This window comes from Massilia sp. 05N420, assembly GCF_056397205.1.
In genome coordinates this window covers 25742-51904 of record NZ_JBFTMX010000041.1, presented here as the reverse complement: position 1 = coordinate 51904, position 26163 = coordinate 25742, and the positions used below count along the sequence as shown (strand labels likewise).

Here is a 26163-nt window from a genome sequence, read left to right as displayed (position 1 = left end):
TTCCATGCGCGCGAACGACTCAGCCAGGGCAGTGATGTACGTTCGAATGTCTACAGAGAGCCAAGACTATTCGACAGACCATCAGCGCGCCAAGATCCGGGAATACGCCGTAGCGCATGGCCTCCCGATCATCCGGGAATACGTCGATGACGGAAAGAGCGGACTCGACATCAAACGGCGCGCTGGCCTGCTAGCCCTGATGAGGGATGTTCAGTCAGCTCAGCCCGGTTTCAGCCACATCATCGTGTACGACGTCAGTCGCTGGGGGCGTTTTCAGGATATCGATGAGGCCRCTTACCACGAACACACCTGTCGACGTGCGGGCGTCGAAGTCGTCTACTGCGGGGAAAGGTTCATAGAGGATGGAGGGCCATATGCATCACTGCTGAAAAGCATGAAGCGAGTAATGGCCGCCGAGTACAGCCGCGATCTGTCGGACAAAGTCTTCCTTGCACAGTCACGCTTCGTGGAGATGGGATTTAAGCAAGGCGGCTTCGCAGGCTACGGGTTGAGACGGCTGGCACTCAAAGCATGTGGCACACCGAGAGCGATACTTCAGCATGGGGAATCGAAAGTCTGCGCAACTGATCGGGTAACACTTATCTGGATGCAAGCTTTCAACTCCGAGAAAGCACAACCCTCGGGAAAATTGGGTCTTAAACACAAAGGTACTGGCGCCCATTATCGATCCACGAATGTTTGAGCAAGTCCAGCTCGAGCGGACACGGAKGACGCATAAACGGTCGAGCCAAGAACTGGTCCAGCTCTTACAGGCGTGTCATACCAAGAATAAGGGCATTAGTACAAGCATCATCACCGCTGACCCAACAATGCCTGACGTCGGCATATTTTGCCGCGCTTTCGGTTCACTGGTCCAAGCCTACGACGCTGCTGGGCTGCCAAGCGCGTCAGCATTTAAGTCAGCCGGGACGAAGAAAAGACTAGCATCAGAGCGACGAGACTTACTCAACTTGGTAATTCAACTCGCGCAATTTGCAGGGGCAACCGTCGAGCGCACATCAGAACAGTTCGTCCTATGCATGAACGGGACAATCCGAGTTCGCGTGGATGCGATCTCTTCCTATGGCCCTATTCGTGAAAAGCAGTACTGGCGGCTCTATCCCAAGCCAAGACTTGACTTCATTATTGCTGGGCGATTCGACACTAAATTGTTCCTCTCGCAGGATTTTCTTCTAATCCCTGCGCGCGACCTGCCAATGACGACCATCTATCTTAAAGAAGAAAATTTGGCGCAGTATGCGTCGAGTTTTCTGTCACTCCGTTTGATGTTTGCACTTCCCGAAGGCAATCATCAGGAGGGGAGATGAAACATCCCGCAGGTCGTGCTGCCATTTACGTTCGAGCCTCTACAGAACACCAGAACTACTCAACCGATCATCAGGAGGCGGCGCTGCAGGAGTATGCGGAGGCGCACGAGTTTCAGATCACGCGCGTCTACCAAGACAAGGGCCGAAGTGGACTGACTTTGCATGGCCGGTCAGGGCTTCTACAGTTGCTGACTGATATCCAGTCCGGCAGCACCGATTTCAACGTTATCCTAGTCTATGACGTAAGCCGTTGGGGTCGATTCCAGGACGTCGACGAGAGCGCCTACTACGAATATGCCTGCCGGCGCGCTGGAATCGCTGTTGCATACTGCGCGGAGCCCTTTAGTAATGACGGATCACCACTGGCAGCTGTACTAAAAGGACTGAAGCGCGCGATGGCAGCGGAATACAGCCGGGAGCTATCGGCTAAGGTCTTTCGTGCGCAGTGTCGCTTCACTGAAGCTGGGTTCAAACAAGGTGGTCAAGCTGGGTATGGGTTGCGACGCATCGTGATTTCTGCTGCTGGTCTGACAAAAGGCGTGCTCGGCCCTGGCGAGCGCAAACCTATGTCAACCGATCGTGTTTGCTACACGCCGGGACCAAGCGAAGAGATTGAGGTCGTCCGGCGGATCTACGACATGTACATCGTTGAGCACCTTAGCGATATCGGTATCGCCCGGCGACTGAATAGTGAGGGAATCGAGACCGGATTGCATCGTCCCTGGTCATCTCATCTCGTTAAGCAGATCCTCACAAATGACAAATATGTCGGCACATTGGTGTTCAACCGAAGCACCCAACGGTTCAGAACATCAAGACGACCGAATTCACCAAGTATATGGGTAAAGGTCCCTGATGCTTTCGAAGCCATCGTGCCCCATGAGAAGCTGGAAGAAGCGAGAGCCGAACGCCGGCGCCGAAATAAGCACTGGACTGACGACGAGATGCTGGACGCATTGCGAGACCTGTTCATCGAACATGGCAGGGTCACACCCGACTTGATCAATTCCGGCAGTGGCCCAGCCGTTAAATCATATGCCTTTCGCTTCAATGGCGTAGTTGCCGCCATGGATCTGGCTGGTGTCAGCAGACCTTCCCTGTCCCCTAGAACGCTCACCAGGTATCGCATGCGCTGTATTACACGCGATATGACCATCGAGATGGAAAGATGTGCGGCTGCGGCCGAGGCGCAGATCGATAAGATAAGCCCGCGCACCTACCGCCTAAACGACGTAACGGTGCGGCTCCTGTGCACCCGATGCAGATTCGAACGCAGCCATCCGTGTTGGAAGGTCACTTTGGCGCATAACCCTGTAGTGGACTTCGTGATTTGGGTACGCGCAGATCCAACCAATGAGCGTGTTGAACGCCTCTACCTGCTTCCAGTCGCCGACTTCCCCACTCACCTCTACATCTGGCCATCGACACGCACGCTTTCAAAATATGAACGATATGCATATCCATCGTTAGCCGCAATGTTTGGGCTTTGACAAGTGCGGCACCGAACTTTTCAGGCAAAAATCCGCTATCAATCTACTGTACTGGACAACTTTCCCGCAAACGCAACTTCTGGCGTTGGCTTGGCGCGCACCGGAACCGCTTGAGGCTGAGTTTGAATATGGGGCGTGGTGACCGACATCGGAATAAAAAGAGGCGCTTCGCGCTGCGGTCCCTGCCGCTTCACGAACCCAATGTTGATGCCACCCAGCGCCGGCCGCACGCTCAAGCGCAGCGGCGCCGGTGAAGGATCCTGTTCCGCACTCAGCGGTCGGAAATCGAAGAACAGCGTTTCGCCTTGCTGCGCCGCCAGGTGCAAACGTCTCAAGCTATCGGCGCGCACCGGCTGCTGTCTCGCACTATTGGTTGACGTCAGGCCCGGCCAGAACAGGAGCGCGCCACAGCTACCGCTTTTTAGCACCTGCTCAGCAGCCCAAAGCGCGTCCGCCGTTCGCTCGGACCGCAGCCACAACACCGACTCAGGCAAGATGCCAAGAGAAGCCAAGGCTAATGCCTGCGGCGCGTGCGGCGGCTGCAGCAAGACGATCTTGGACTTTGCTACCAATGTCAGCGCCGGAGCGATCAGACGCATCTCCCCGATTCCTGGTTGCTGGACCAGCAAATCGACGAGCGTACCTACCGGCCAGCCGCCACCCGGCAACTGATTTGACAGTGCAGGATGCCCGGTATCCACCGTCCGAGCGAGATTGCGTGCCAGTTGTGATGCGCGCCAGAGCGAAGGGTGAAGCGCCTCCAGCTCGGCTGCAGCGATCGCGTGAGTCATGTTATCTTTATGAAATACTGTATGTTTGTACAGTATAACGAGATATCACGGCGATGTCGAAATACCAACAAGCAAACGTGTCGGAGGAGTTATGGTAGATACTGGAATATTAGAGGACCTGGAAGCAGCGGACGAAGCGGCGCGCGAAATTGTTCCTGGAGTCGTGATGCGCTATCGAGAGAAAGGCATTCTTACTTGGGCACTGATGCATCAGATTGAAGATGAGGTGCTGGCCGAAATGGAGGCGACCGGCGTACATCCCAAAGCGGCTCTCAGCATAATTCGGTCGTCGCCGTTGCTGATGTACCCCAAGGATGACCGGCCGGCCTCGTTCGGCAATGCTTCCGTTGCTCCCACTATCTTCCTGGAGATTGAGAAGGCGTGGAACAGGGTTCACTAGCATTTACGCTGCAGCGAGCATTTCCGGCGTAACCGTCAGCCGAGCCACCTCACCAAATTGTTCATGATAGGTAATGGCAATGGCCTGCCGATCGGAGAACCATCCGCCGCGGGCCGCATGCGCGTCGCGTGCCGCCAGGGTTGAGTGCTGGACCACCTTCATGCCAGAGTGCTCCTTTTCTTCGACATGGTGGCGATGGCCGCAGTGGGCGTACCTTTTCGTGGTGGCGCCCCACATTTCTGGATGAGCCGTTGCGAAATACAGGGGCAACTGCCCCGGCGCTCGCTTGTGGCCGTGGTGGAAGCACAGCATCACTTTGCCGTGCCGGACGGCGTAGTACGGCAGCACTGCGTCGTTGATCGTCACCCGCGGCTCATCCTCATAGAGGATTTCAAATACTTCCGGTAGCACATTGCCGCTGGTGTATTCGTCGTGGTTGCCCTCCCCGCACACGATGTGCACCTGGTCGTGGCGCTCCAGAACCATTCGAATAATCGTTCGCATGATCCGGACTACTGCATTGATGATCTTGCGCGGCCGACTGTCAGCGTCCAGCAAGTGCCCATGCGCAGGGGTAACCGCCTTGTTCGAATCTTGGTGGACGACGTCGCCGAGGAAAGCGACAACGGCGCGTCGGGCTCGCGGTGCAGTCGCGATCATGTGGCAGAACGAGCCAATGATAGTCTGCTCAGCGATCGACAGATCCCAGTCGGCGCCTCCTTCGCGATGCCAAGCCAAGGCCCCAATGTGAGCATCCGTCAGTACGAAGAGGTTGCACAGCTTCGAGTCGGCGTGACCCGGCCCTACAGTCGGTTTGACGCGCGGCAGCTGGGCACTCGCCTCTGTCAAAATCGCCTTGATCGTGTCGAGCCAGGCTTGCTCGTCCGGATGCTGCCGCTCCCAGACCCGCTCGACGCCGCCAGGGCCACGCTGGACTGTTACCTTGCCCATGCGATAGCCGGGCGCCACGCCAGCTTCGAAGTGCCCCGGCGCATAACCGCGGGCGGCGGCAGTCTTCCTCAGGCGCTCGATACCCTCCTGCACTGCGTTCTTGTGCACCTTCARCTCACGTGCCGCCGCACGCATGCTGCCCAAGCGGTTCGACGCTTCGACATATTCCGCCTGGCGCGGGGTGGCGAATTCGATCAGCTTCGGGTCGATGATGGATTCTTTGGTCATGCTCTTCCTTTACTTGGGCCAAGCCTGTACCGTCTTCGCATGGCGAGAGGCGCAGTCGGCGTATTGGCGCAGCAGTCCGATAGCCCAGGTCTGCCAAACGTCGTAGTCCGGCGACTCGGGCTTTGGAACTTCCGGGCACGGCGCCGCGAGAGCGCTATCGAGGGATGGCTGAATTGGCGGCGTCGATGGCGGCGTCGAGGTTGCGCACCCGCACAGCGTCAGGACGACAATCCATAGGAAGCGGTTTCGCATTGCGCAGCTCCTTGGTGAGCGCCGCAATCTTGGGCGCGAGGATGTTTTGAACGCCGGCATACTCGGTGGCGGCCTGATGAATGGCCGCGGCGTCAGCCTGCAGGGTCGTCAGAGCACCTGTTGCTTGATTCGCCTTCTCAACCGCTTGTGCGGTTTTCAGCTTTGACAATGCTGATTCGAGGCGCCAGCCGTTGATGACCCAGCCGGCGCCGAACAGCAGCACGCCGGCGGCGATGCCTGCGCCGGCTAGGAACGAGTCGCGGTATGTCGCAAGGCGCGCGAAAGGAGTGGTAGCGATCATGCGACTGCCCCGCCCTTCTTCTGAAAGACAGCCTGCAGATCGGCCAGCTTGTTTTCGCGCTGCCCATACCCAGCGCCCGGCAGGGATGCCCACCGACTGCGACAGAGGCGTACCGCCTCAGCAAACCGCCCTGCCTCGATGGCGTCCATCGCCTTGCATTCACGGATCAGCGCAATGCACCATTTGTCCTGAGATACCGGACCAAAGTCCAGCAGGCGCAGCTGCGCCTTGTAGTGCTCCCAGTAGCGACCCATGAACTGATAGCGGCCCGCGGCGTCGGAGTTCTGCGCTTCGGAGCGGCGCCGCGGGTGTACTGCGTAGCTGGGAAACAAAATCGGTTGCGCCGGGGTCGATCCGACACAGACGTTGTAGCCGTTGTCCGACTTGATCAGCAGCCCTGCGCCGATCTCGCTCACAGCGATCATGTCGAGAAAGGCCGCGAGGTTTGGATGAAGTCCTGTCAGCGCCGGCATGTCATTTCCCCACATTGCGGATCTCGGCCGCGACTTCCGCCAGGTCGGCGTTCTGCCGCTTCGCGATGTAGTTGAAAAGCCAGCGCACGATCGCCCAGCCCGGCAGCCCGCAAGCGAACACCAGGCCAAACATGGCGACGAGTCCGATCGGCGAGTTAGCCCAGGATTGAAGGCCGAAGTGCTGGATTGCCGCGGCGCCACCGCCGACCGATGACGCAACGGTGGAGATGATCCCTACCGCCCACTCCTTTGGACTGCGCGGCGTCATCGCACACATCACGACGACAGAGGCCAGCCCCGCGCCGATCGCTCCAGCGCCGGCGGCGCCGCCCAGCAGTTTCCACCCTGCGGCGCCAGCAGCTGCGCTGGAAATTGGTTCACTCATGTTTTGCGCCTTCATTTGATCGGTGCAGGAAAAGAAAAACCCGCCGAAGCGGGTTGGGTCAGGTAAGTCAGGGCCGCGTAGAGCGTCCCAGGGTCGAAGCGTTCGGGATCCGGCATGCCGAGTGCCGCGGCGCAGGCCTCGCTGCAGAACCACTTGCGCTTATCGTCGCCGATGGCCGACAGAACGAAGTGCGCGTTGCCGAGATAGTCGTAGGGCTGGCCGTAATGTCTGTTGAACCAGTCCTCGGCAGCCGACGCCAAATCGATCGGCAGATCGACGAAGTCCCATTTCGCAGGGTCGAAGTCGATTTGCTTGAACCGCACGCCCCCATCCATCGCCGAGGATGAAGCAGCCGCGCCCCAAGGCATGATCAGCTCGACGTGCGAATACTGGCTACGGGTCCACCAGCGCACCAGGCGGTTATAGATGCCGGGCAGGCCGGTATGCGTTCCTTTATAGAAGGCCGCGCGCAGATTGCTCATGAAGCCCCTTTCATCAGGTTGGATAAATCGGCCTTGAAGGCAGCGACACGGGCTGCGATTTCGCCGCCATCGGCCGCATGCCGCACATCCTCCTTAGCGTGCAGCCGTAGGTCACGGATCCCGTCGAGCAGCCCGTACCAGGCGTCGGCGGTGCCAATGATGTCGTCAGCAGCCTGGCGCGCGGTCCAACCGTCACGGTATTTCGCACTTGCCCAAGTGGCGACCCCGCTTGGAACGTCACCATCGGGATAGCCGGCAGCCCTGAACGAACGCGCCTGCATCTCGACACGCTGGTACTCGAGCGTGTTGGTCTGCCGGCTGATCACTTCGGATCGAACAGCATCGGCGGCGCTGTCGATCGCGGAGATTGCACGGTCGACCAGGGCCGCCAACGGGGCCATCTCGACCCATGCCGGCGCGCCGTTGTTCCACATGACGGCCGAGGTGTCAGTCGGTTGCGCGGCCCAGTCGATAGGCTCGGCCAGCGGGAAGAGCTGCGCACCGGCATGGGCAGGATCCGGCGCACTGTCGTCATCGACCGTGACGACTTGCAGGACGCGCCCGTCAGGGTCGACCTCCGCATAGTGTTTTTCAGTTGTCATACCGCTCCGAAATTAACGTTGACGCTAAACGACGCATTTGCGGTGAACCCTGACGCATCGGTAACGTAGGCCGTGACGATGGCGCGCAGGCCGATATTTGAGCCGGACGCGCTGATGCTGACGGTGTCGGTGTCCGCGCCGCTCATGTAGATGCCGACCGAGTTCGCCGTGTTGGCAACATCGCCCGTGATGGTCCACGAGATTTTGTATGGACCTTTGCCATTGGTAGGCGTCACCTTGCGACTACCGATTGCCTGATTGGTACCATTCGCGCGGTTCGAAGTCAGGAGCCCACCCGATAGCGCGGCCGAGAACGAATTGACGAAGTTCGGGTTAATCAGGATCGTGCTGTCCAGCGTAAGCTGTCGGCCCGTGTAACTAAATCCCGGCATCGAGAGCGACCCGTCCGCTCCCATCTGGATATACCCCATCGAGGGATCGTTGGCGTCACCGAGCAGGATGCCATTCGGGTGGATCAGAAAGCCCGGCCCAGCCGCCTTGTCGGCCCAGTTCCAGGTGCCGCCGAAACCTTGAGCGATGTAGCCGCCAGGCGCAATGCTCAGCGCTCCGAACGAACCACTTGCCGCCAGAAGCGAACCGCCGAATCCGGCATTGCCGTCATACGAAACGTAGAACATGGCCTTGCCGTTTTTCATACCGGCGATCCCAGATGGGGAGATGACGATACCGGTCCCGGCCGCGCTCTGCCCCTGCGTCCATGTTGCAGTTCCAACCGAGATGGCCCCACTGGTTTGTAGAGTAATTGGCCCTTGAAGGACGCCCCCAGAAGCTTTACTAATCTTGTCATCAATGGCGGCATTCACGCTGGGCAGTGAGCTGTATGCGCTAGCCCCCTGCTGCGCCCAAAGGTCAACGTTCTGCGCGAGGTTGCCGCCGACAAGAGTCCCGACAGGTGCACCAACAGTAGCGTTATCCTGCGGCTTGCCGTCGCCGCCAATATCGCCCCATGCTGCGGAGGTCAGGGGGCCAAACCTCACACCCTTCAGTTGACCGCCCATCGTATAGAACGAACTATCAAAGAACAGCGCGCCGCTGACCGAGGAGACCATTGAATAGAACTCGGCGCCGTTACGCAGCCAGCGAACCCGAACGCCATCGTACGTCACGTCGAACACGTCCGAAGGCGCGAAGAGTGGACCGTCAGAGGTCAGTTGCACAGGGCCGGCGAACGCGTAATAGCGCCCCATCTCGAACAGAATCGAGTAGGTGATATGGGAATAGCCACCATCCCAAAGAGGCTCCGTGCTCAGGCCGAAAAAAACGCGAATGTCGCTTGCGGGAGCATTGACGGTAGCGTAGGCCCCGCCAACATAACCATTTTTACTATACGCGTCGGCATCATAGGCTGTGCCGGTATTCCCTACTTTGGTCAGGGTGTTGCCGTCCACTGCAACCCAGCCATTGCGGCCAACGAGAGAAACACCAGATGCCAAATTGATGCTTGGTACCAGTTCGCTGTTCTTCGTTCCGACTGGCGCACCGTCAAGCGTCAGTCCGTCACTCGTCAGGATCACCTTCCCATCCGACTTGCGCTTGATCGTGATAGAGCTGCACACCAAATTGCCGTCGTTATCGACAGTGAACACACCGCCGCCGAGGTTGATACTGCCGGCATTGATCGCACCCAAGTTGGCCGTGATCGCGGACAACGTGGCCACCTTCAACGACGACCAATACGGAATCGACCAGGTCACCTTGTCGGTCGTCGGGTCGTAGATGCCGTCGGATTGGTACTGGTACTGCCCTGCCACGAGCGCCGGCACGGCCGCCGACCAGGTGCCGGTGATGCCGCCGCTGTTTGCTGCCGGCAGACTGCCCTTGCCGGTGGTCGGTGCTGGTGCGCTGGTCGCGTTGCCAGTGGCCGAGGCACAGTACGCCGTGACGTACGAAGCGCCCTGTGCGCCGGGGCCTCCATTCGTGCCGGCGTAACCGATTGCCATTACCGCCGCCGATTGCCAATTGAAGTTCGTGGTCGCATTGGCTGCGGTGTCGGAGACCTGCACGCTTGCGGCGAACAGCGTCATACCGAGCGACGGCGCCGCGCCCGGCGACAGCAGCCAGTTCGTCGGCGCCGCGCCGAACGTACCGTCGGACCACTTCAGCATCGCCGGACCAGTCGGCCCCGCGGGAATCGATGCTGCCCACTGGAAGACCTGCACCGTGCGCACCTGCAGGCCGCTGGCTCCAGTTGCGCCATTTTGGGACCAAGCTTCGACGGCCGCGCTCGCGTAGCCGACATTCGAAGTCGCCGCCGCGGCTGCAGCTGAAAGCGGTACCGACGCCACATACAGGCGCAGGCCTGGCGTTCCCGGATTCGCGGGAACGGTCGCGCCCCAGCCATCCGAGCCGGTGTAGCTGCCGTTGGACACGTTCGCCCAGGTGAAGGTGCTCGTGCCGCCGGGTTTCGCCGGCGCGGTCGGAGCCCACTGATACAGGCGCGCGACGGCGGTTTTCAGTCCGTCGGTGCCAGCGGCGCCATCCTGGACCTTGCCGACCTTCAGCGGCTTCGAGTACGTGCGCCCGAAAGCGGTCACGCTTGCGGTGACCGTCACCGACGCCGCTGTCGCATCAGCGAACGCCAGCTGTGCCGTCGTCGCCGTCTTGTTCGTCAGCGTGCCGCCGACGCAGGACCAGCTCACGGGGCCATCGAGCGCGGTCAGGTCCGCAGTAAAGTTGATCACGGCAGGCGCGGTCTGGCCGTCCTGGTCCGTGTGGAAGAACGGTGCATCCGACGACAGGTCGACCTTCGCATTCCTGGATGCGCCGTCGGCAGCGATTTCCACCGCCACCGACATGGTCTCGATCGATGTGACGCCAACCGAGTTCACAGCCCACATTTTCGCCATATAGGTGCCGGCCAGGACATCGAGGACGTCCATGGTCGGATCGGCCTGGCGCGGGATCGCCACCCAGTTATCGTTGCCACGACGGTAGGCGCCTTCATAGGCGACGGCGCCAGGCACAGGCGCGCAGCTTACCTGCAGGGCCAGCTTCTGGACGTCAGCCAGCGACACGGTGTAGCCGACCAGCGCAACCGATGCCGGCGGCGCCTGGCGAGTCACATCCAGTGCCGTCTGCGGCCGCGGCGTGATGGCCGTTCCATTTTCGACGAAATCGAATTTGCCTGGCTCATGCTGCACGGCCGTGATCGTGAACGTGACCTCGTCCTTCTCGGCCACCGACAGCACGCGAAACAGCGGCGCCGACAACTCGTCGCTGTCCACCGACCACACGGATTGTGCAATCGGCACGGTCGACCAGTCCGCATCCACCGTCACTGCGTCGCCGGCGACCGATGCAACGGCGTGGGTTTCGCTCGTGCCCGACGGCATGACCAGGGTCAGTCGATCGCCGGCCTTGACGGTTGGCGCCTTGTCCAGGGTGATGGTGCGGCCGGCAACAGCGCGCACGCGCCCGCCTACACGGCGCCCCATGCGGGACGGATCGGCGACCCGCACGATCTGGCCTGGACGTGCGATCGCGCCATCCATGCCGACGTCGAACGTGATCCCTTCGGTTTCCAGGCGCGAGGTGGCCAGTGCCCAGCGGCCGGCGCGCTGCGCCTGGCCCTGCGAGGTGCAGCCGAACGCCGTCAGGTCGACCTGCTGGATGCCGTAGCGTGCGATGCTGTCGGGATGCCCATCGACATACTCGACCTTCTTCTTGTAGCCGTCTTCCGGGTCGTTCCAGGTCACCAGCGCGACGGTGTAGCGGGTCCCTTTCTTCGTGCCGGTGCGAGTGAACTTGCCGCCGATGACGTTGGCAGCCGTGAAAACATAGACCGGGTCGGCCGGCATGTCGCTTGATGCGATGATCGTGCCGGCGCCCCAGTACGAAATGCCGCGGAAGATCGAAGCGATGTCCTGCAGCACGGCGTAGGCCTGCTTGCGGGTCTGCAGGTACAGATTGCAGGTGAAGCGCGGTTCGGTGCCGCCTTTCCCATCCGGCACCAACTCGTCGCAGTAGCGCGCGATCTTGTAAAGCTCCCACTTGTCCAGCTGGGCCGGGGCGATGCGGTGGCCCAAGCCATAGCGATCGTTCAGGGCGAGGTCACGAAACACCCAGGCCGGGTTGTCTGACCAGGACGGCTTGAACGTGCCATCCCAGGTGCCGCTGTAGGCACGCGTGCGGGGGTTGTAGTTGCTCGGCACCTGAATGATGCGGCCGAACAGATCATAGGCGCGCGTCGGTACGCTCTGGAACTGCTTCGCGTCGACCTGGATGCCGACGATGGCCGACATCGGGTACCGCAGCTTGGCGTCGATCACCTCGGTGAAGCTGACGATGTTCGTCTTGTCGACGATGCTCGCGACCGCCGAATTCGGGGTCAGGCGCGAAACACGGATCTGCCAGCCGGTGGTCGCGTGCGGCAGGTCGATGCGGGCAGTGCGCTGGTAGGCCGACATGGTTTTGCCGTTGAACGCGTTCGACAGCACGACCTGATAGGTGCCGCCATCCGTCGACAGCTCGACCTGATAGTTGACGATCGAGCCGCCGACGTCGCCGTTATCGGTATTCGCTTTGTACAGCTGATCGATGCCGAGCGTGATACGGATGGCCGACAGCGCGGTGTTATTGATGGCGCGCACCCATGGCGTGCCGTATTTCAGTTCGACGCCGACGGCAGTCTCGCTCTCGACATCGGGGAATCCCGGGATGTAGTCCTGATCCTGGGTGCCGATGCGCAAGTCGACGGTGACGCCCTGGAAATTGGAGGTGCCGTCAGCGTTCTGGACCGGAGTGTCGTTCAGGTAGACCGACTGCAAACCTTCGGCCAGGCCGAGAATCTCGCCCTCGGATACCAGATCGAGCACGCGCGCATACGATGTGCTGTGCAGGCTATCCGGTGCTTCATAGTGGGTGTGCGACGAGCCGCCGCCCTTGCCACCGCCGTGGCCGATGATGTCTCGCATTACTGATCCTCGAATAAGTCCCGGACGCGGGGAATTGATGGCTGGGAGAGCGGCGCGCCGACGTACGCCTGGTCTTCCGCGACAATGCCGGCCGAAATCACAGCCGAGCCGACGCGCATGCGGCCATAAAGCACCGGGACGGCACCACCCTGCATCGTTGTATTCACCGCGCCGCTGAAGTTGTAGGACGCACCGTTATCCGGGGTGATGGCCGCGGCGCCGGCCCCCTGCTGGGGCGACAGCGCCTGGACGACACCGCCGATCATGGTCATGTAGCCGAACTGGGTAAGGGCCCCGCCGATCGCGGAGCCTATGCCGCCGAGGGACGTGAACGCCGTCAGGCCCCCGGTCGCCCATCCGGCGACCACGAGTGCGGCTCCCAGCATTAGCGTGCCCAGAAAGCTCGACTTTGCCCCGGCCAGTACCGGCGCGATCCTGATGTCCTGCCCGCCGCCGGATAGGGTCAGTTCATCCTTGCCGATGTTCTGATTGCCCAGAAAGCAGGCGTACCGCATGCCGTGCTGGTGGCTGGTCATCAATTCATGCTCGAAGCCGGGTAGCAGCGCGCACAGGGCGCGAACCGCCTCCGCAGTGTTTTCGACGGCCAGGCGGTGGATGCGGCCGAAGCGGGCGCCCAGCTTTCCGTAAAGCCGAATCGTTCGAAGAGTTTCCATGGGCCTCAGTAAATAAAAAGCCCGCGTTTGCGGGCTGGTCAGGGTTGCGGCTGGTACCGCAGGATTCCTCGGGTTGTCTCGGCCCACATTCCGCCGTACACGTCACGGCTCGACAGACGGCCGTACAGGTGATGGAGCATCAGCCCGTCGCCCAGGTAGATGCCGGCATGGTTCGGCACGCCATTGCGCGCCCGGATCTGCATCAGGATGACGTCACCCACCTCGAGCGACGCACCTTCCGCCAGCTTGACGAAGCCGGCCTGCGGAAAGCCCTCCGTGTACAGGTCCGACTTCCCGTCGTTCCACCACTCGTCGGCCCTGGCAAACTGCTTCAGGGTGATGCCCCGCTCCTGCGCGTACCAGTCGACGATCAGCTGGTAGCAGTCCAGCACGCCGTGCGAGAACTGCCGGCCGACCAGCGGCGCCACGTAGCCGGATGGCTCGATCGTCACCAGCTCACCGGCCGCCGGCACGTCGTCGACCAGGTCGACCCGCACGATATGCCACGACAGGCCGGAGGCTTCGCACGACACAAGGTCGGCCTGGCTCGGTGCCGCCGGCGCATTCGGGTGCGAGTGCACGACGGCGACGACTTCGCCCAGCTCCTCTGCCGCCGCATATTCCTCGGCCGGCAGCACGAAGTGCTCGGCGCCCTGGGCGGCGTTCGTACATGGCTGGTAACGCTCGCGCCCCTTCACGACCAGCACCAGACCGCAGCACTCGCGCGGGTACTCGCGCTCCGCGTGGGAACGGATTGTCTCGATGGTTTCAGGGGTCATCGTCACCACCAGCGCGAGGCGTAGATCAATGGCGTTGCTGCCAACGCGAGCACACTAAACGCAACGAGCACAATTGCGATGCCGATACAACGGCGAATCCAGTTGTCAGTAATCAGGTCCATCTTGATACCTCTCTTCGGGTGAACTTCTACCCTCGATCTGCTATCATTCATCCATGTTCTTTCGTAAGTCGGTACGGAGGAAATAAAAAAGCCCTGACGCGTCAACGTTCAGGGCTTTTTGCTTTTGTGCTGCCAAATCCTATTGTGCTACCTATCTTATTGTAGCCCCGATGCTTTCTAGCTCTGGATCAAGGCCGCGGCCGGGAAGCCGCCGAAGTTGAGGACGCTCGTCGCACCAAAGCGCTTTTTGCATCCACCCAGCGTCTTCGAACAGGAGTCGAGCGCCGGATCGGCGACCGGGTTGTCGCTCGTGTCGAACATCGCCGTTCCGGTGTACCCGCAGTACGGACCGCGGTAACCGAACGGGCACAGATTCGCAATGATCTGCCGGCGCGGCAGCTGCGTATCCTGGAAGTCCAGCGCGCTCGACAGCTCAAACTCGACGACTTCGTTCGTTTCGCTCGTCTTCTGCTCGATGAACCAGACGTCGGGCGGAAATTCCTGCTCGGGATCGGCGGTCGGGTTGCCGCCGGCGAAGTTCGCCGCGTCCAGGTACTGTCCCAGCGTGACGTGCCGGGTCAACTTGGCGCCGACCAGGTCGTCCAGCAGGATGCACAGCGCCGAAATCGAGCCATCGACGTTGCCGACCGAGAGCTTCGGCGCCGGCTGCTGGCCCTCGCTGGTCTTGGCGAAGCCTTCCGCCTTGATTGGCCATGCCGTGTACTCGACGCCCTGCCACCAGATCGTGCCGGCCTGCTGGTACCCGTGAAAGCGCAGCAGTTCACCGCCAGCGATCGCCGTCGCATCGAGCTCGAACAGCTCGACCCGTGCGCCGGGCTCGAGACCTTGAATGTCTGCTGTGATCATGGCTGGAAGCTCTGTTCAAAGGTGGCGGTGACCTGCCACACGTCGTTGCCGATCTGATGCATCTCGTAAGACGCGCACTTGTAGAAGCCCTGCGTACCGAGCGGCGGAGTCCAGTAAAAGGACTGCCAGCCGGCGCGCAAATCGAGAAAGGTAGCGATCGGCTGCACATCCGCCTTGCGGCCGGTGAACGACAGCGGCCAGGATTGTGAAGCGTTATTGATGCCGTCTGCCGCGGTCTGCTTGTACCCATCGCCGAACTGCGCAGTCAGTACACGAAACGTCTTCGTGCCGGTCGGCTTGGCGTCATGTTTCCAGGTGAATGTCGTTGTCATCCTCTCCCCTGCTGGAGTTTCCAAAGCTGGCCGCCCTGTCGGGCCTCGCCCGCAAGCCACTGCTTAAAGCTCGCGTGTAGAGCATCGAGCGCCGCCCGAGAGTTCGCGCCACCGTCGCCAGCGACCTGAGTGTTTGAGCCGCTGTTGGCAATCGTCGTGTTGAAACTAATGTTCATAGGTGAACCGCCGCCCGATCCGATCATATGGTTCGGCGTGATCGAGCCGCTCGTCGACGGCGTGAAGATTTCCGGCCCCTTCTCGCCCACCAGGTACGACAGGCCAGAGTTCACCGGCCCACCGGCGGCGCGCGCTCCCGATACGCCGAGCGCTTGCATCAAGGATGCGCCCCACCCGCTCGTGGTATCGGTACCCATCGAGCCGAGGATCGATTTCACGAAGCCGCCGATCGCTGCCTTAGCCTGGATCCGCGCAAAGTCCGCAATGATCGAGGTCGCCAGCGAACTGAAGCTGAGCTTGCCGTTGGTTACGAAATCCGCGAAGGCATCCTCGGCGCGCCGGAAAGCACTGGTCAGGGCATCCCCGACCATGCCACCGGCGTTCTCCGACTCTTCCACGTACCGGTTCAGGGACATCCGGATATTTACGTATGGATCGCGCGCCTTGACGAACCCCTCACGTTCGGCTGCCGATCGCTCTCGCAACTGCGCGGCCTGTTTGCGATATGCATCTGCCAACGATCCGTCGAGGTCGTAGCCTTCCGCGATAATCGCTCTACGCTCCAGGCTAATCGCGGCGTCTTCTCGCTTGGCGATTATTAGCTCAAGAAGCTCTTCTGACGACTTGCCAATTTGCTCGTTATAGTCGCGCTGATCTTGAGCCTGCGAACGCAAGTCCAGAGCCTTAGCGTCTTGCTGGTCGTACAACTGGCCGTACAGGGAAGCCGAAGCCCGGTTCGCCTGCACATCAGCCAGCAGCTGATCCTGCCTTAGCTTGGTGCGGCGATTTTCGAGAAGCACGCGATTCTCTTCAAGCTGCCCGTTCAAATCGTCAAGCCTGGATCGCTTTTGTGCGCTATCGACTAGCTGATTCACAACTGCGATCTGATCCACAATGGCTTTGCGCCGGCGCGCCAGAGCGTCAATATCTAAGGCCGCATATTTTTCCAGAGCTTGTGACTCGCTTATCAGACCGGTAGTACGGTCGACAACGATTTGCCCGGCCTCTGGCTCTGCCTTCAAATCTCCGAGCGCGTTCTTACGACGGATCGCTTCAATCTGGCGCTCGATAGCTTCGGTTACTAGGTCATAGTTTTGGCGAATCAGGATGTCGCGCCGCATCTTGGCCTCGCCGCTTGATAGCCCAAGATCCGCACTTTCCTTGTCAAGCGCGACGATCTGCCTCTTCAGAAGTTCTTCTCTGGTAAGAAAGATGTCCGCGTCCTTGGTAATGCCTTTCCGTACATCTTCAGCTCGTTGGGTCTTCGCGTCTGCTGCTGCCGCCTTTTTCTTCTCGCCCTGTTTATCCCAGATTGATTTGACTTCACGCTCATTCGCCGCAATCGCAGCCTCAGCTGCTAATACGTCGGGATCCTTCGATGGATCATATTTATCGCCGTCTCGATCTCGACCGCGTTTCTTCAGCTGCTCGATCCGCGCAACGCTTTCTTCGTTTTCCTTGAAGAGCGCCCTGATCTTCTCGCTGCTGGTGGACTCACGCAGGTGCAGCAGACTATCGATCGCACCGCTGATGCCATTTTTGATCCTGATCCAGCCACGCTCCCACTCGGTCATAGAGTCGAGCACAGCCTGCTTTTGCTTAATGATCCCGTCAGCATAGGCCTGCTGGGCCACATTGGCCGCTTCAGCATAGCGGCCCTGGTCCTGCAGCGCCTTCACCTGGGCGTAGGTAGCGGCGGTCACGTTGTGGTATTTGGCATTGATCTCGTCGAGTCCCTGCAGCGGCGCTTTGCCGAGCTTCTCGAAGTCGGACGTCGTCTGCTCGACGCTGCGCCCCATGATCCGCTCGGCGTCGACGACCGCCAATGCAAATACCTGCAGACTTTGCGCCTGCACTTGGCCCGTTTGGACGAGGCCATTCAACGCTGCCACGGCCGCGCCTCGCGAACCGGACACCTGAGACACGCGCGCAGCCATATCCGCAAGCTGGTCGGCGGTGGTGCCAGCGGCGTTCCCGCTGGTGATGATCGCCATGTTGAAGGCGTTGATCTCGTCTCGCCCGTTCTTGTAGGCAAAGGCCAAGCCGATTGCAGCAGCAGTGGCAACTGTAAAAGGAGTGACCAGGCCAAGCACATAGCCGCCCAGCGCGCGCGCCGCACCGCCAGTCGAGCCGAACATGTCGCGCAACTGGCCACCCTGCTGGAACAGGATCGTCATTGGAGATTGTCCGCCCTGCAGTCCGGTCACGATATCGGTGAACTGCGCCGGCACCATGCGCAGGGCCGCAGCCGTCTGCGCCGCCGACATCTCGACCTGATGAAGGGGTCGCGCGGCGCCGCCGACCGCGTTATTCGTACGCGCTTGCTGCTGCTCGATCGCTCGCAGCTGGGCAAGATAGGGCTCCAGGGCGGCCGGGTCGACGCCGCGCTGCCGGGCGAGTACCTCGTAATAGGCGCTGCCCGAGCGGGAGCCGGCCTCCATCGCCGCCGTCTGCCGCTGGATGGCGTTGATCATGTTCCGCGTCGACGCGTCGACGTTGCGGGCGGAAGAGGCTGCGCTCGTCCCAATGCCTTCGACGGCGGTGTCGGCGTGCTCGCTCGCGCGGGCCACCGCCTGGGCCATCGTGCCGGCCTCGCGCTGGATCTCCTGGAAGCCAGCCCGGGCACCAGTGGTGTCGACCGATGTCTCAAGCGTTACGGCGCGGGTCTCGCTCATCTCAATCCTTCTCTCTCATCGCAGCCATAACGGCGTCTTCCATCACACGCATGTCGGCCTCGAGCTCGTCGTACTGCTCCGGGCCGAGGCTCATCCGGTCCATCTTGCGGAACATCACGTTGTAGTCGAGGCCCATGCCGGCGCCCCGCCACTGCGTCCGGATGTCACACAGCAGGCAGAACGCCTGCCAATTCTCGGGCCAGACCTCGAACACCTGCCCGTCGAAATCCTCCCGACGCAGGCCGGCCACGGCGAGTTCCTTATCGGACGGCGGCGCGGTGAACAGCTCGCGCGCCGCCGCCTTCAGTTTCCCAGTCGTCCCTCGACGATCGCGTCGCGGTAGGTACCGATGATTGCCGTGATCGCGGCCGGCACCTCGTCGGCCAACTGGGCCACGGCGGCGCGGTCGAACGGAACGTCTAGGTTCCATCCTTCGATGCAGCCCATGACGTAGGCGACGTTGGTCGCGTTCTCCTCGGCCACGATTTCGGCCTGCGACAGCTGCTTGCCTTCCGCCGCCAGGGCCTTGATCTTCTCGATCATGGCCTCGTCGCCAGCCTTGACCTGGTCGCGGATGCTGTCGGCGAAGGCGCCGAACTCAGTACGGGTCCGGTAGCTGTACGTCACCTCGATCTGGCCAGGCGAGCCGTCGACCTGCTTGAAGTGGACCGTGCGGAGGAAGTTCTTCGGGCGCTGGCCCAGGATGATTTTTGCCATGTTCTTCTATTCGGTCAGGGTAAAAAGACCGACGGGAATGACCCGTCGGCGGAAAGGCCGTGGTTACCGGCCGGGCAAAACGGTTTAGTAGCGGACGACCTTGTTACGCAGCGGGAACGTGGCCTTCACGGCCATGACGTTGCCCTTCGACAGCGACGGCGACTCGTTGAAGCTGCAGTAGCCGCCATACAGCAAGACGCTGCCGTCGGGCAGGATGCCGCGCAGCGCGGTCAGCTTCACGCCGTCCGAGAGCGCCTTCAGTGCTGCATGATGCGGCTTGGTCGGTTCGTCGATGATGGTCAGCGCGACGCTGGTCGCCGTGAAGCCGTCGGGCAGCATCAGCGGCATGTCGCTGTCGAGGATCGGTACCTCGACGTTCTTGCCGTCGCCCCCCGAGATATCGGCGACGGTCACGCCAGTGATCGGCACCCAAGTGGTGATCTTGCGCACCGAGCCCACGCCGGCGCCGGCCGGGAACAGGTTCGTGTCGGTCGTGTCGAGGCCTTCGAGGACGAAGTTCGAGGCTGTCGGGGACTTGACGCGGAAGATACGCCCGTTCGCCTTGCTCCAGCCGCCGGTGTACTCGACGTAGTCGCCGACGGTGAAGGTGTTGGTTGCCGTGCACACGGCTTCGGCTGCGTTGGTTGCCACGGTCACGCTGACCGCGGTGGCGAAGATGGTCGCGACCGCGAACGCAATATTGTTAGGCAGTTGCATGTGGGCCTTTCAAGTAAAGAGCCCGGGACCCGGGCATAAAAAAACCGCCCGAAGGCGGCTGGTTATGGTTTGGCGGGGGATCATCGATCAGCCCAGATACTGAAGTCCTGCATCGACGAATACCGCTCCATGTCGACGTCGAAATCGTTCGAAGGTGCCGCCTGCGGACTCGCCTGAAAGTCTGCCGCCTGGATCAGCGCGACCTCGATCTGCTGAATCGTGGCCTTCGCCTCCTTGCGGGAGTCGGAATAGACGTTGACCTGAATGAGCGCGTTTTCCTTCGACGCGATGGTGCGATCAACGAAATCGGTGGCCTCGCCCCCGATCTGCTGGAAGGTCAAGTAAGGCCGCTGCGTGTCCGTCGGCGCAAAGTCCTGGTACACGCGCGGGCAGACCGTCAACAGCACGGCGACCAGCTTTTCCTCAAGAGTCATTGTTCATCGCCTCTATCAATACGCGTTCGGCCGCATCCGCTGCGGCCTGGGCCTGCGAGGTTGCAGAGCGAAGGAACGACTTCGCCGCAACCTGCTTTGGCGCGGCCAACGGCACGTAGTAGGCATCCTTCACCGCCTGCGAAGCGCGCCGGCCGGGCTTACGGGTACCGCGCTTGCTAGGCCGGACTGCGGTGTAAAGCTTGCCATCCTTCCCCATGTAGGTAACGTACCGCTGGATGTGGCCAAACTCGACCAGATATCCGTGGGGCGCCGTTCGCTTGTTCCAGCTGATCTGATACGTTGCCTTCCCGGGCGAACTGTTCGCCTGCGAGTAGACTTGGTAGACGCTTCGGGCGAGGTTACCGGTAAGCTGCGGGATCGCAGCGACGTTGCGTTTCACCTGGTCGTACAACACTTGAGCAGCCGCCTGGGCCGCCGGGCGCGCTGCTGCTTCGGCCTTATCGCCTAACTCTTCCAGGACGTTTTCGAGGTGATCCAGGTTCAGCTGCAGAATGCTCACTTAATTGCCTCGCAGACCAGGAAGGCAAACGAGCGGTCATTGTCAGGGAGGATCGCCTGAATATCGAACGTCACGTCTTTATAGACCGCTCGCATAGTGGCATTGACGTCCGATCGAGCTCGGATCCGGATCGAAGCCTTGACGGCCGATGCTTCGGCGCCGGCTCGCATGACCTCTGCACCAGACTGGAACCTGACATCCGCCCAGATTTCGGAAGCCGGTACCCACCCTTTCGAAGGCTGTCCAACCGAGTCAACACCCTCGGCGCGCCGCATCAACTTGATACGGTGGTTCATAAATACACCACCAGCCCGTCTAGCAGGCGTTCGAAGTTGCCCTCTTTCGCGTTTGGGACAGGCGAGAAATACTGCTGGACACGCGCAAGAATATAGCTTTTGGCCTCGTCAGGAACGTCCGCTTCGGTCGGGCCATAGCCGCATGTGAACTGAACTTCCACGGCATTGATGCGCGCCTGCGTTGCCGGCCATGCCTTCCCCGGCACCGGCACGATGTATCCAGGCTCGCTCTTCGCGTCCACCAGGTAGTCCGCTGGATCCAACGTCTGCTGGGTGCCGCTTGTGTCGTAGAACTTGACGTGCACGACGCTGGCGATCGGCGCCTTCGGCAACTGGATCGACTCGGGGAAGAAGTCGAGCGTCACCTCCCATGTTTGAGTAACGAGCGCTCGTCCCGTCTTGTGCTCCGCATCTCGTGTGTATGCGCGCACCTCACGCGCGATGTCATCATCGAATGGCRACGTACCATCAGCATCGACGTCGACTCGCGCAGCACGGCGCGCAGCCTCCATCGACACCGCCAGTTCTGCCGGTGGGACGATTAGTCGTGTGCTCATCGGTAATTCCTTTGCGTTGCCGCCGGCCGCGGAGAACTGATCGCTGCCGGCCTGGCTTGATATTCATGACGTTGCGGCATGTAGCCAGATCCAGCAGGTGCGCGGGTATATTCGACCTGCGCGCTGTAGCGCAACTGGACCGGAGGGCCCTGCAGATCGAACGCTCCCGCTTGAGCGGGAATCCGACGCGCTGCCACGAGGACCGCACCACCGCCGACGAGCGATAGTCCGCCAGCACCGGCCAGCAGCCGGCGGCCCGCCGCCAGTCCGGCATCTCGTCCGGACAGAAGGAGTGCTCCGGGAGCCGCCTGCAGCTGACGTTGAGCGCGCAGTACGGCGCTGGATCCGACGACGCCGAATGACCCTGGCGCTGCAGCCAGCGTGTACGTCGACAGTCCCCCTCCCGGATCGGTGACCGGCTGGTAGATCATCTGCACCGACGCCGGACCCAACGCAAATGTTCCTGTCGATGCTGAAAGCCGGCGTGCTGCACGCAACGTCGCTGTGACCCCGGCCAGCCCGAGCCCGCCCGATCCTATTGTGAGACGACGAGAAGTCAGCATGCCCAAGGCTGGGCCAGCGAGAGAGAGCACTCCCACTCCGGGCTGCAAGCGGCGCCCGGTGGTCAAACCGACAGGAGCAGTCGAAAGCGAAAGCGTTCCTGGTGCAACTGCAAGACGCCGCGATGCCAACAAGGCGCCAGGCGCACCGGAAAGAGCGACGGCGCCCGGCGATGCCTGAATGCGTCGCGTAGCCACCACGGCAGCCGAAGCGCCAGACAGCGAGAACACCCCACCAATCGCCGGCATAGACCGGCTGGCGCGAAGCGAGGCAGCGGGCGCCGAGAGCGCAAACATTCCGGCGTCTGCTGTCAGCCTATAACTGCCCAGGGCGGCTGCGACTACGTCGTCCGAGTCGTTCGGATCTACAAACAGCTGATACCGATTAGCCGAAAGCTGCGCTGCTTCGCTGTCCGAAAGGATGCGATCCCAGACGTAAGCGGATTCGATCTGGCCGTCCCAACCACGCGCATTGTCGCTGGCTCGGTTCCCGATCGTCAGCGGCGTACCCACAGCATCGACGAGGGCTGTGGTGCGCGACGTGTCCGTTACCGCAAGTACGCCGTTGATGTATATCGAGACGATATGCGTGTTGCCGACGAATGCGTGCGTGACAAGAATATCGAATACCGAGCCAATCGCAGCCGCCGCGGCGGAGTTTGGGGCTGGGATATTGACTTCGGTCGCACCACCGTTCAGGTAGAAGCCGTAGTTGATCCGATTGTCGGCGGTGTACCACATCAGGAACTGGCCGGTTGCACCGTTCGTCTTGTCGAACAGACGACCCAGGCCGCCGCCGCCGCCCCCATTTCTACGCGCACGGAAGAAGTAGCTTCGCCCTGTTACAGCCGAAAATCCCCCGCTGAGGCCGGTCACGATCTTGTCGGCCGAGCCGGCACCGAGAGCGGCGCCGAAGGCAGTCGCCATCGCGCCAGGCATGGCCAACTGCTTCATACCCGTTGGCGAAACACTGCGCAAACTTGCGGCGTCAAAGGCGCGACTTACACCGGGCAGCATGGCGAGGCGCAGGCCCGCCGCCAGAGGGTGGGCCTGATCAATCCGCAATAGGCCTTGGGGCTGATAGCGCATGCTGGGTATCCTTACGACCTTGTCACGCCAGTGAAGGCAGCTCCGTAACTAACGGGATTCACCGTATGGCCATAGCCGATTACGCGGATATATTTAATGCCGGGATCGATCTTGATCGTCTGGGTCGTCAATCCCGCCAAGGTTGCGGCAGAATAGTTCGCCGTATCGCCACCACAACCCCAGTAGTCGAACACGGTGGCACCGTTGTCAGGGGACTGCTGAATCAAGATATTCCCGGCCACGCTCGGGCCGGTTGCGCCGTTTAGGATAGACAAGCCAACATCGCCCCCGTCGTATGCGGAGATATCCGTCCAGCTCCCTGCCGCACCCGGCTGGCCCTTTGTGCCGGCGCTAGCTGCAGCAACCGAAGGAGCGTTCAAAAGCGTGATCGCGGCACCCACAGTTTTTGGCATTGCTTATTTCTCCGATCCGTCAGGATTGAACAAAGCTTCCGCAACGTCTTGGCGCGACACCGGGTTTGGCTCGATGCCAAGAGCGCATAACTTGTCTGCGTCCACGGCGCTGATCACGCCGGCATCAGCAAAGCTCCTGATAGCGCCCTGGGCGACCGGCGAACCGACGCGCAAGCGGCCCTGGTCGAGCAGCGGTTTCACGTAACGCATCGACGGCTCGCTGCTGATATGGTCGAGCAGCGTGTTCCCGGCCTCGAAGCCAATCGTCGCGATAATCGTGCCGTTGCCTACCTCGAGAGACGATGCGCGGGTGCGCCCTACGGACAACAGCGCAGCCAGCGTATCCAAGTCGCGCTCCGCGAGAGCTTCGGCACATGCCGGGCTGCTCCGAGCTTGCGCGCGGAGTTCTGCTTGCTGTTCGGGAGTCATGCTTAGCTCAGGGTGAAGGCGCCGGCGGCCTGATCGAAGTCGATCAGGATGGATTCGCCATCGTTGAGGGTGATCGAGGTTCCGTAATCGTAGGAGCTGATCAGGTCGCCGTTCGTCGCGGTGGCATTAGCCAGCACTGCGTACCTGAAGGGACCGACGGTACCGCCTGCCGCCACGAGGGTAAGATCGGCCAGCACCTGCTTATAGGTGCCGCCGGCCTGCGCTGCGGAAGTCGTGCTCAGATTGCGCGACGAGCAGTTCGTGTAGCTGATCTGTGCGATGTCAGCGGTCACCGCAGCGGTTGCCGCATTCGGCGCCGTATTCGTCAGCAGGATCACCAGCTGGTCGGTCGCCAGGTTGTGCTTCTTCTTCGCCAGCGCCTCGACGAACGCCTGGAATTTCTGGAATGCTGCCATCGCCAGCCTTTCATTGTTCAGCGAGCCGGCGCTCGATAAAGCGCTGCAGCTCGTCGTCGGACTTACCGACTATGTCTTCGGGATAGATCGCCACCGCTCCCGTTTTCGCGGGAACTGCGACTAGAAGAGCGCCGTCCGCCAGCTCGGCGCGCACGTTGGCGAGCCAGGCAGCGGTTTCGGGGCTCATGGGGCGTTACTTCGCGGCCTTCGGCGGCTTGGCTTCGGCCTCGACTTCTTTGGCGACGCCGCCTTCGATCAGACGCTTCGCCTGCTCGGGTTCGAAGCCGGCGATGTCGCCGCGGCTCCAGATCTTCCAGGGCTTGAGGAATTCAACCGATTGCATATCAGTTCCTTGTCAGGAGGTTGGGAAGCCGACCTGCCGCAGCAGGCCGGCGGTCAGGCCGCGTTAGGCGCCCCAGGCGACGCCGGTGATGATGGCGATCGATTCCTGATGGCGCGGGCCGAAGTCGTGCTTGGCGATCACGCGGACCAGGGTCTGGTCACGCTGGAAGGCGCTGATCATGTTGCCGTCGCCGTCCTTGTAGGTCGCTTCCTTCGAGTAGTCGATCATCAGGCTCTCGTCTTCACCGATGAAGAAGTCGTTGAAGTCGCCGAAGTAGATCTCCGACTGGTTCGAGCCGGCGCCCAGGTTGTTCGGCACTTGGGTGGTAACGCCGACCGGGTAGCCCTTCAGCATCTTCTGGGCCAGTTCCGGGTAGACCTTGTTGCCGTTGCCATCGCGCAGGCCTTCCAGGAAGCGGAAGGTGCGCGGCGACATGATCCAGCCCGGCGCGCCCATGTTGGCGTCGACGGCCTCCAGGAGCAGGATGGCCTTGTTCAGGTCGTTTTCGACCTTCTGCAGGGTGTCGCCCGCCGATGCACCGAACTGGAAGCCAGGCAGCGCCCAGAAGCGCAGGCCCTTCGGCGTGTTGTTGGTGCCGTCGTCGCGGATGAATGCCTTGTCTTCGCGGGTGCCCATCGACGATGCCAGGTCGTCCACGACGATTTTGTCGACGTTCTGGTTTGCGCCCGAGTAGGCCAGCAGGTCATTCGAGATCGGGACCAGTGCCGCGAGCTTTTTGCTCGACAGCTTCAGGTCGTCGAACTGCTGACCGGTGACCGGGATGTCGGTTTCGGTGCCGATGTAGCCGACCATCGCGCCGCCTTTCAGGCGCGGCAAGGTGATGTTACCGTTGTTCAGCGGGATCGAGCGAGCGCCAAGGCGGCGCACGACCGATTTCGGGCGCCATAGCTCGATGACCTCGCGAGCCATGTTCTGCGGCACCAGCACGCCGCCTGCGCCCGGGGTCATGGTGCTCAGTGCCATGGCGACGTCATCGCCGAAGCTGTTCTCTGCTGCGAACTTGGCGGCGGCCATTTGGTTGCCTTGCGCGGCGACCAGTGCGCGAACCATGCGCGACATACCGGCGCCCGGGACTTCCGGGGTGCGCGGGCGGGCTGGCATGCTGGCGGCCGGCGGCGCGCCCGGCTGATGGGCGGCGCCGTGCGCCTGGTCGACCGGCACTGCAGCGTCGGCGGCGATGCGCTCGGCCGCCTCCATGCGGGTGATCTGCGCTGTCAGGTCTGCGAATTTGGTCTGCAGGGCACCGAACTCGGTCAGCTGTTCGGCGGTCAGTTCGCCGCCGCCGGCTTCGATCTGGGCCAGTGCTTGCACGCTGGCGTTGACCTTGGCGCGTTCGCTGCGGAGCTCGTTAATGGTTGGCATATGCCTATCTCCTAGAAAAGAAAAAGCCGCCTCAAGGGCGGCTCGG

The 26163-nt window shown here is 61.5% G+C and carries 31 protein-coding genes; 4 read left to right on the top strand and 27 right to left on the bottom strand.

Annotated features, from left to right (window positions below; genetic code table 11):
* The first annotated feature begins 4 nt into the window (after window positions 1–4).
* The 3 genes from AC1DIX_RS22030 to AC1DIX_RS22020 all read left to right on the top strand — a co-directional run bounded on the left by AC1DIX_RS22030 (window position 5) and on the right by AC1DIX_RS22020 (window position 2818).
* Window positions 5–703, top strand: coding sequence for a recombinase family protein (locus tag AC1DIX_RS22030; RefSeq protein ID WP_477327447.1), 699 nt, complete (start codon window positions 5–7; stop codon window positions 701–703).
* A 127-nt stretch (window positions 704–830) separates the two neighbouring features.
* On the top strand, window positions 831–1328 hold the full coding sequence (locus tag AC1DIX_RS22025) for a hypothetical protein (RefSeq protein WP_477327445.1): 498 nt from the start codon (window positions 831–833) through the stop codon (window positions 1326–1328).
* Entirely contained in the window at window positions 1325–2818 is a 1494-nt protein-coding gene (locus AC1DIX_RS22020) for a recombinase family protein (RefSeq protein WP_477327443.1), read from the top strand. Before AC1DIX_RS22025 ends, AC1DIX_RS22020 begins: the two co-directional genes overlap by 4 nt.
* Before the next feature lie 38 nt (window positions 2819–2856).
* Here AC1DIX_RS22020 and imuA read toward each other — a convergent pair whose 3' ends face one another.
* Window positions 2857–3609: a translesion DNA synthesis-associated protein ImuA gene (gene imuA, locus AC1DIX_RS22015; RefSeq protein WP_477327441.1), complete on the bottom strand. Its 753-nt coding sequence runs from the start codon at window positions 3607–3609 to the stop codon at window positions 2857–2859.
* A gap of 91 nt (window positions 3610–3700) precedes the next feature.
* On the opposite strand from imuA, the gene AC1DIX_RS22010 reads away from it, so the two are divergent.
* Window positions 3701–4009, top strand: a complete 309-nt coding sequence (locus tag AC1DIX_RS22010) for a DUF2471 family protein (RefSeq protein WP_477327439.1) — start codon at window positions 3701–3703, stop codon at window positions 4007–4009.
* Window positions 4010–4012: 3 nt separating this feature from the next.
* Here the strand turns inward: AC1DIX_RS22010 and AC1DIX_RS22005 are convergent, their stop codons facing one another.
* The 26 genes from AC1DIX_RS22005 to AC1DIX_RS21880 form a co-directional block, all read right to left on the bottom strand.
* Window positions 4013–5188 (bottom strand): hypothetical protein, encoded by a 1176-nt coding sequence (locus tag AC1DIX_RS22005; RefSeq protein WP_477327437.1) that lies wholly within the window; start codon window positions 5186–5188, stop codon window positions 4013–4015.
* Between the two features lie 154 nt (window positions 5189–5342).
* Entirely contained in the window at window positions 5343–5741 is a 399-nt protein-coding gene (locus AC1DIX_RS22000) for a hypothetical protein (protein WP_477327435.1), read from the bottom strand.
* Entirely contained in the window at window positions 5738–6214 is a 477-nt protein-coding gene (locus AC1DIX_RS21995) for a glycoside hydrolase family 24 protein (protein WP_477327433.1), read from the bottom strand. Before AC1DIX_RS21995 ends, AC1DIX_RS22000 begins: the two co-directional genes overlap by 4 nt.
* A gap of 1 nt (window position 6215) precedes the next feature.
* Window positions 6216–6599: a hypothetical protein gene (locus tag AC1DIX_RS21990; protein WP_477327431.1), complete on the bottom strand. Its 384-nt coding sequence runs from the start codon at window positions 6597–6599 to the stop codon at window positions 6216–6218.
* Between the two features lie 11 nt (window positions 6600–6610).
* Complete coding sequence (locus tag AC1DIX_RS21985; RefSeq protein ID WP_477327429.1) at window positions 6611–7081, bottom strand: hypothetical protein; 471 nt, start codon at window positions 7079–7081, stop codon at window positions 6611–6613.
* Window positions 7078–7683 carry a hypothetical protein gene (locus AC1DIX_RS21980; RefSeq protein WP_477327427.1) on the bottom strand — a complete coding sequence of 202 codons (606 nt, stop codon included), beginning with the start codon at window positions 7681–7683 and terminating at the stop codon, window positions 7078–7080. The genes AC1DIX_RS21985 and AC1DIX_RS21980 overlap by 4 nt, the downstream gene beginning before the upstream one ends.
* Window positions 7680–12617 (bottom strand): TipJ family phage tail tip protein, encoded by a 4938-nt coding sequence (gene gpJ, locus AC1DIX_RS21975; protein ID WP_477327425.1) that lies wholly within the window; start codon window positions 12615–12617, stop codon window positions 7680–7682. Before gpJ ends, AC1DIX_RS21980 begins: the two co-directional genes overlap by 4 nt.
* Window positions 12617–13291: a tail assembly protein gene (locus AC1DIX_RS21970; RefSeq protein WP_477327423.1), complete on the bottom strand. Its 675-nt coding sequence runs from the start codon at window positions 13289–13291 to the stop codon at window positions 12617–12619. Before AC1DIX_RS21970 ends, gpJ begins: the two co-directional genes overlap by 1 nt.
* A 38-nt stretch (window positions 13292–13329) precedes the next feature.
* A complete protein-coding gene (locus AC1DIX_RS21965) occupies window positions 13330–14070 on the bottom strand; it encodes a C40 family peptidase (RefSeq protein WP_477327421.1) in 741 nt (246 codons plus the stop codon).
* A 299-nt stretch (window positions 14071–14369) separates the two neighbouring features.
* Window positions 14370–15059 carry a phage minor tail protein L gene (locus tag AC1DIX_RS21960; protein ID WP_477327419.1) on the bottom strand — a complete coding sequence of 230 codons (690 nt, stop codon included), beginning with the start codon at window positions 15057–15059 and terminating at the stop codon, window positions 14370–14372.
* Window positions 15056–15391 carry a phage tail protein gene (locus AC1DIX_RS21955; RefSeq protein WP_477327417.1) on the bottom strand — a complete coding sequence of 112 codons (336 nt, stop codon included), beginning with the start codon at window positions 15389–15391 and terminating at the stop codon, window positions 15056–15058. Before AC1DIX_RS21955 ends, AC1DIX_RS21960 begins: the two co-directional genes overlap by 4 nt.
* A complete protein-coding gene (locus tag AC1DIX_RS21950; RefSeq protein WP_477327415.1) occupies window positions 15388–18243 on the bottom strand; it encodes a phage tail length tape measure family protein in 2856 nt (951 codons plus the stop codon). The genes AC1DIX_RS21955 and AC1DIX_RS21950 overlap by 4 nt, the downstream gene beginning before the upstream one ends.
* 1 nt (window position 18244) lies before the next feature.
* Window positions 18245–18493, bottom strand: a complete 249-nt coding sequence (locus AC1DIX_RS21945) for a DUF1799 domain-containing protein (RefSeq protein ID WP_477327413.1) — start codon at window positions 18491–18493, stop codon at window positions 18245–18247.
* Window positions 18494–18546: 53 nt separating this feature from the next.
* Window positions 18547–18960, bottom strand: coding sequence for a phage tail assembly chaperone (locus tag AC1DIX_RS21940; RefSeq protein WP_477327411.1), 414 nt, complete (start codon window positions 18958–18960; stop codon window positions 18547–18549).
* Between the two features lie 84 nt (window positions 18961–19044).
* Window positions 19045–19677 carry a phage tail tube protein gene (locus tag AC1DIX_RS21935; protein WP_477327409.1) on the bottom strand — a complete coding sequence of 211 codons (633 nt, stop codon included), beginning with the start codon at window positions 19675–19677 and terminating at the stop codon, window positions 19045–19047.
* 80 nt (window positions 19678–19757) lie between these two features.
* Window positions 19758–20111, bottom strand: coding sequence for a tail completion protein gp17 (gp17, locus tag AC1DIX_RS21930; protein ID WP_477327407.1), 354 nt, complete (start codon window positions 20109–20111; stop codon window positions 19758–19760).
* The gene (locus tag AC1DIX_RS21925) at window positions 20101–20631 is read right to left on the bottom strand and encodes an HK97 gp10 family phage protein (RefSeq protein ID WP_477327405.1); all 531 of its coding nucleotides are present in this window, start codon (window positions 20629–20631) and stop codon (window positions 20101–20103) included. The genes gp17 and AC1DIX_RS21925 overlap by 11 nt, the downstream gene beginning before the upstream one ends.
* Window positions 20628–20927 carry a phage head closure protein gene (locus AC1DIX_RS21920; protein ID WP_477327403.1) on the bottom strand — a complete coding sequence of 100 codons (300 nt, stop codon included), beginning with the start codon at window positions 20925–20927 and terminating at the stop codon, window positions 20628–20630. Before AC1DIX_RS21920 ends, AC1DIX_RS21925 begins: the two co-directional genes overlap by 4 nt.
* Entirely contained in the window at window positions 20924–21484 is a 561-nt protein-coding gene (locus tag AC1DIX_RS21915) for a head-tail connector protein (protein WP_477327401.1), read from the bottom strand. The genes AC1DIX_RS21920 and AC1DIX_RS21915 overlap by 4 nt, the downstream gene beginning before the upstream one ends.
* Window positions 21481–23133: a LamG-like jellyroll fold domain-containing protein gene (locus AC1DIX_RS21910; RefSeq protein ID WP_477327399.1), complete on the bottom strand. Its 1653-nt coding sequence runs from the start codon at window positions 23131–23133 to the stop codon at window positions 21481–21483. Before AC1DIX_RS21910 ends, AC1DIX_RS21915 begins: the two co-directional genes overlap by 4 nt.
* Window positions 23134–23144: 11 nt before the next feature.
* Complete coding sequence (locus tag AC1DIX_RS21905) at window positions 23145–23546, bottom strand: hypothetical protein (RefSeq protein WP_477327397.1); 402 nt, start codon at window positions 23544–23546, stop codon at window positions 23145–23147.
* Between the two features lie 3 nt (window positions 23547–23549).
* Window positions 23550–23975: a hypothetical protein gene (locus tag AC1DIX_RS21900; protein WP_477327395.1), complete on the bottom strand. Its 426-nt coding sequence runs from the start codon at window positions 23973–23975 to the stop codon at window positions 23550–23552.
* A gap of 2 nt (window positions 23976–23977) precedes the next feature.
* Window positions 23978–24391 (bottom strand): hypothetical protein, encoded by a 414-nt coding sequence (locus AC1DIX_RS21895; RefSeq protein ID WP_477327393.1) that lies wholly within the window; start codon window positions 24389–24391, stop codon window positions 23978–23980.
* A 10-nt stretch (window positions 24392–24401) separates the two neighbouring features.
* Window positions 24402–24578, bottom strand: a complete 177-nt coding sequence (locus tag AC1DIX_RS21890; protein WP_477327391.1) for a hypothetical protein — start codon at window positions 24576–24578, stop codon at window positions 24402–24404.
* Window positions 24579–24584: 6 nt separating this feature from the next.
* Window positions 24585–24734 carry a hypothetical protein gene (locus AC1DIX_RS21885; RefSeq protein ID WP_477327389.1) on the bottom strand — a complete coding sequence of 50 codons (150 nt, stop codon included), beginning with the start codon at window positions 24732–24734 and terminating at the stop codon, window positions 24585–24587.
* Between the two features lie 63 nt (window positions 24735–24797).
* A complete protein-coding gene (locus AC1DIX_RS21880; protein WP_477327387.1) occupies window positions 24798–26117 on the bottom strand; it encodes a phage major capsid protein in 1320 nt (439 codons plus the stop codon).
* Window positions 26118–26163: the final 46 nt, after the last annotated feature.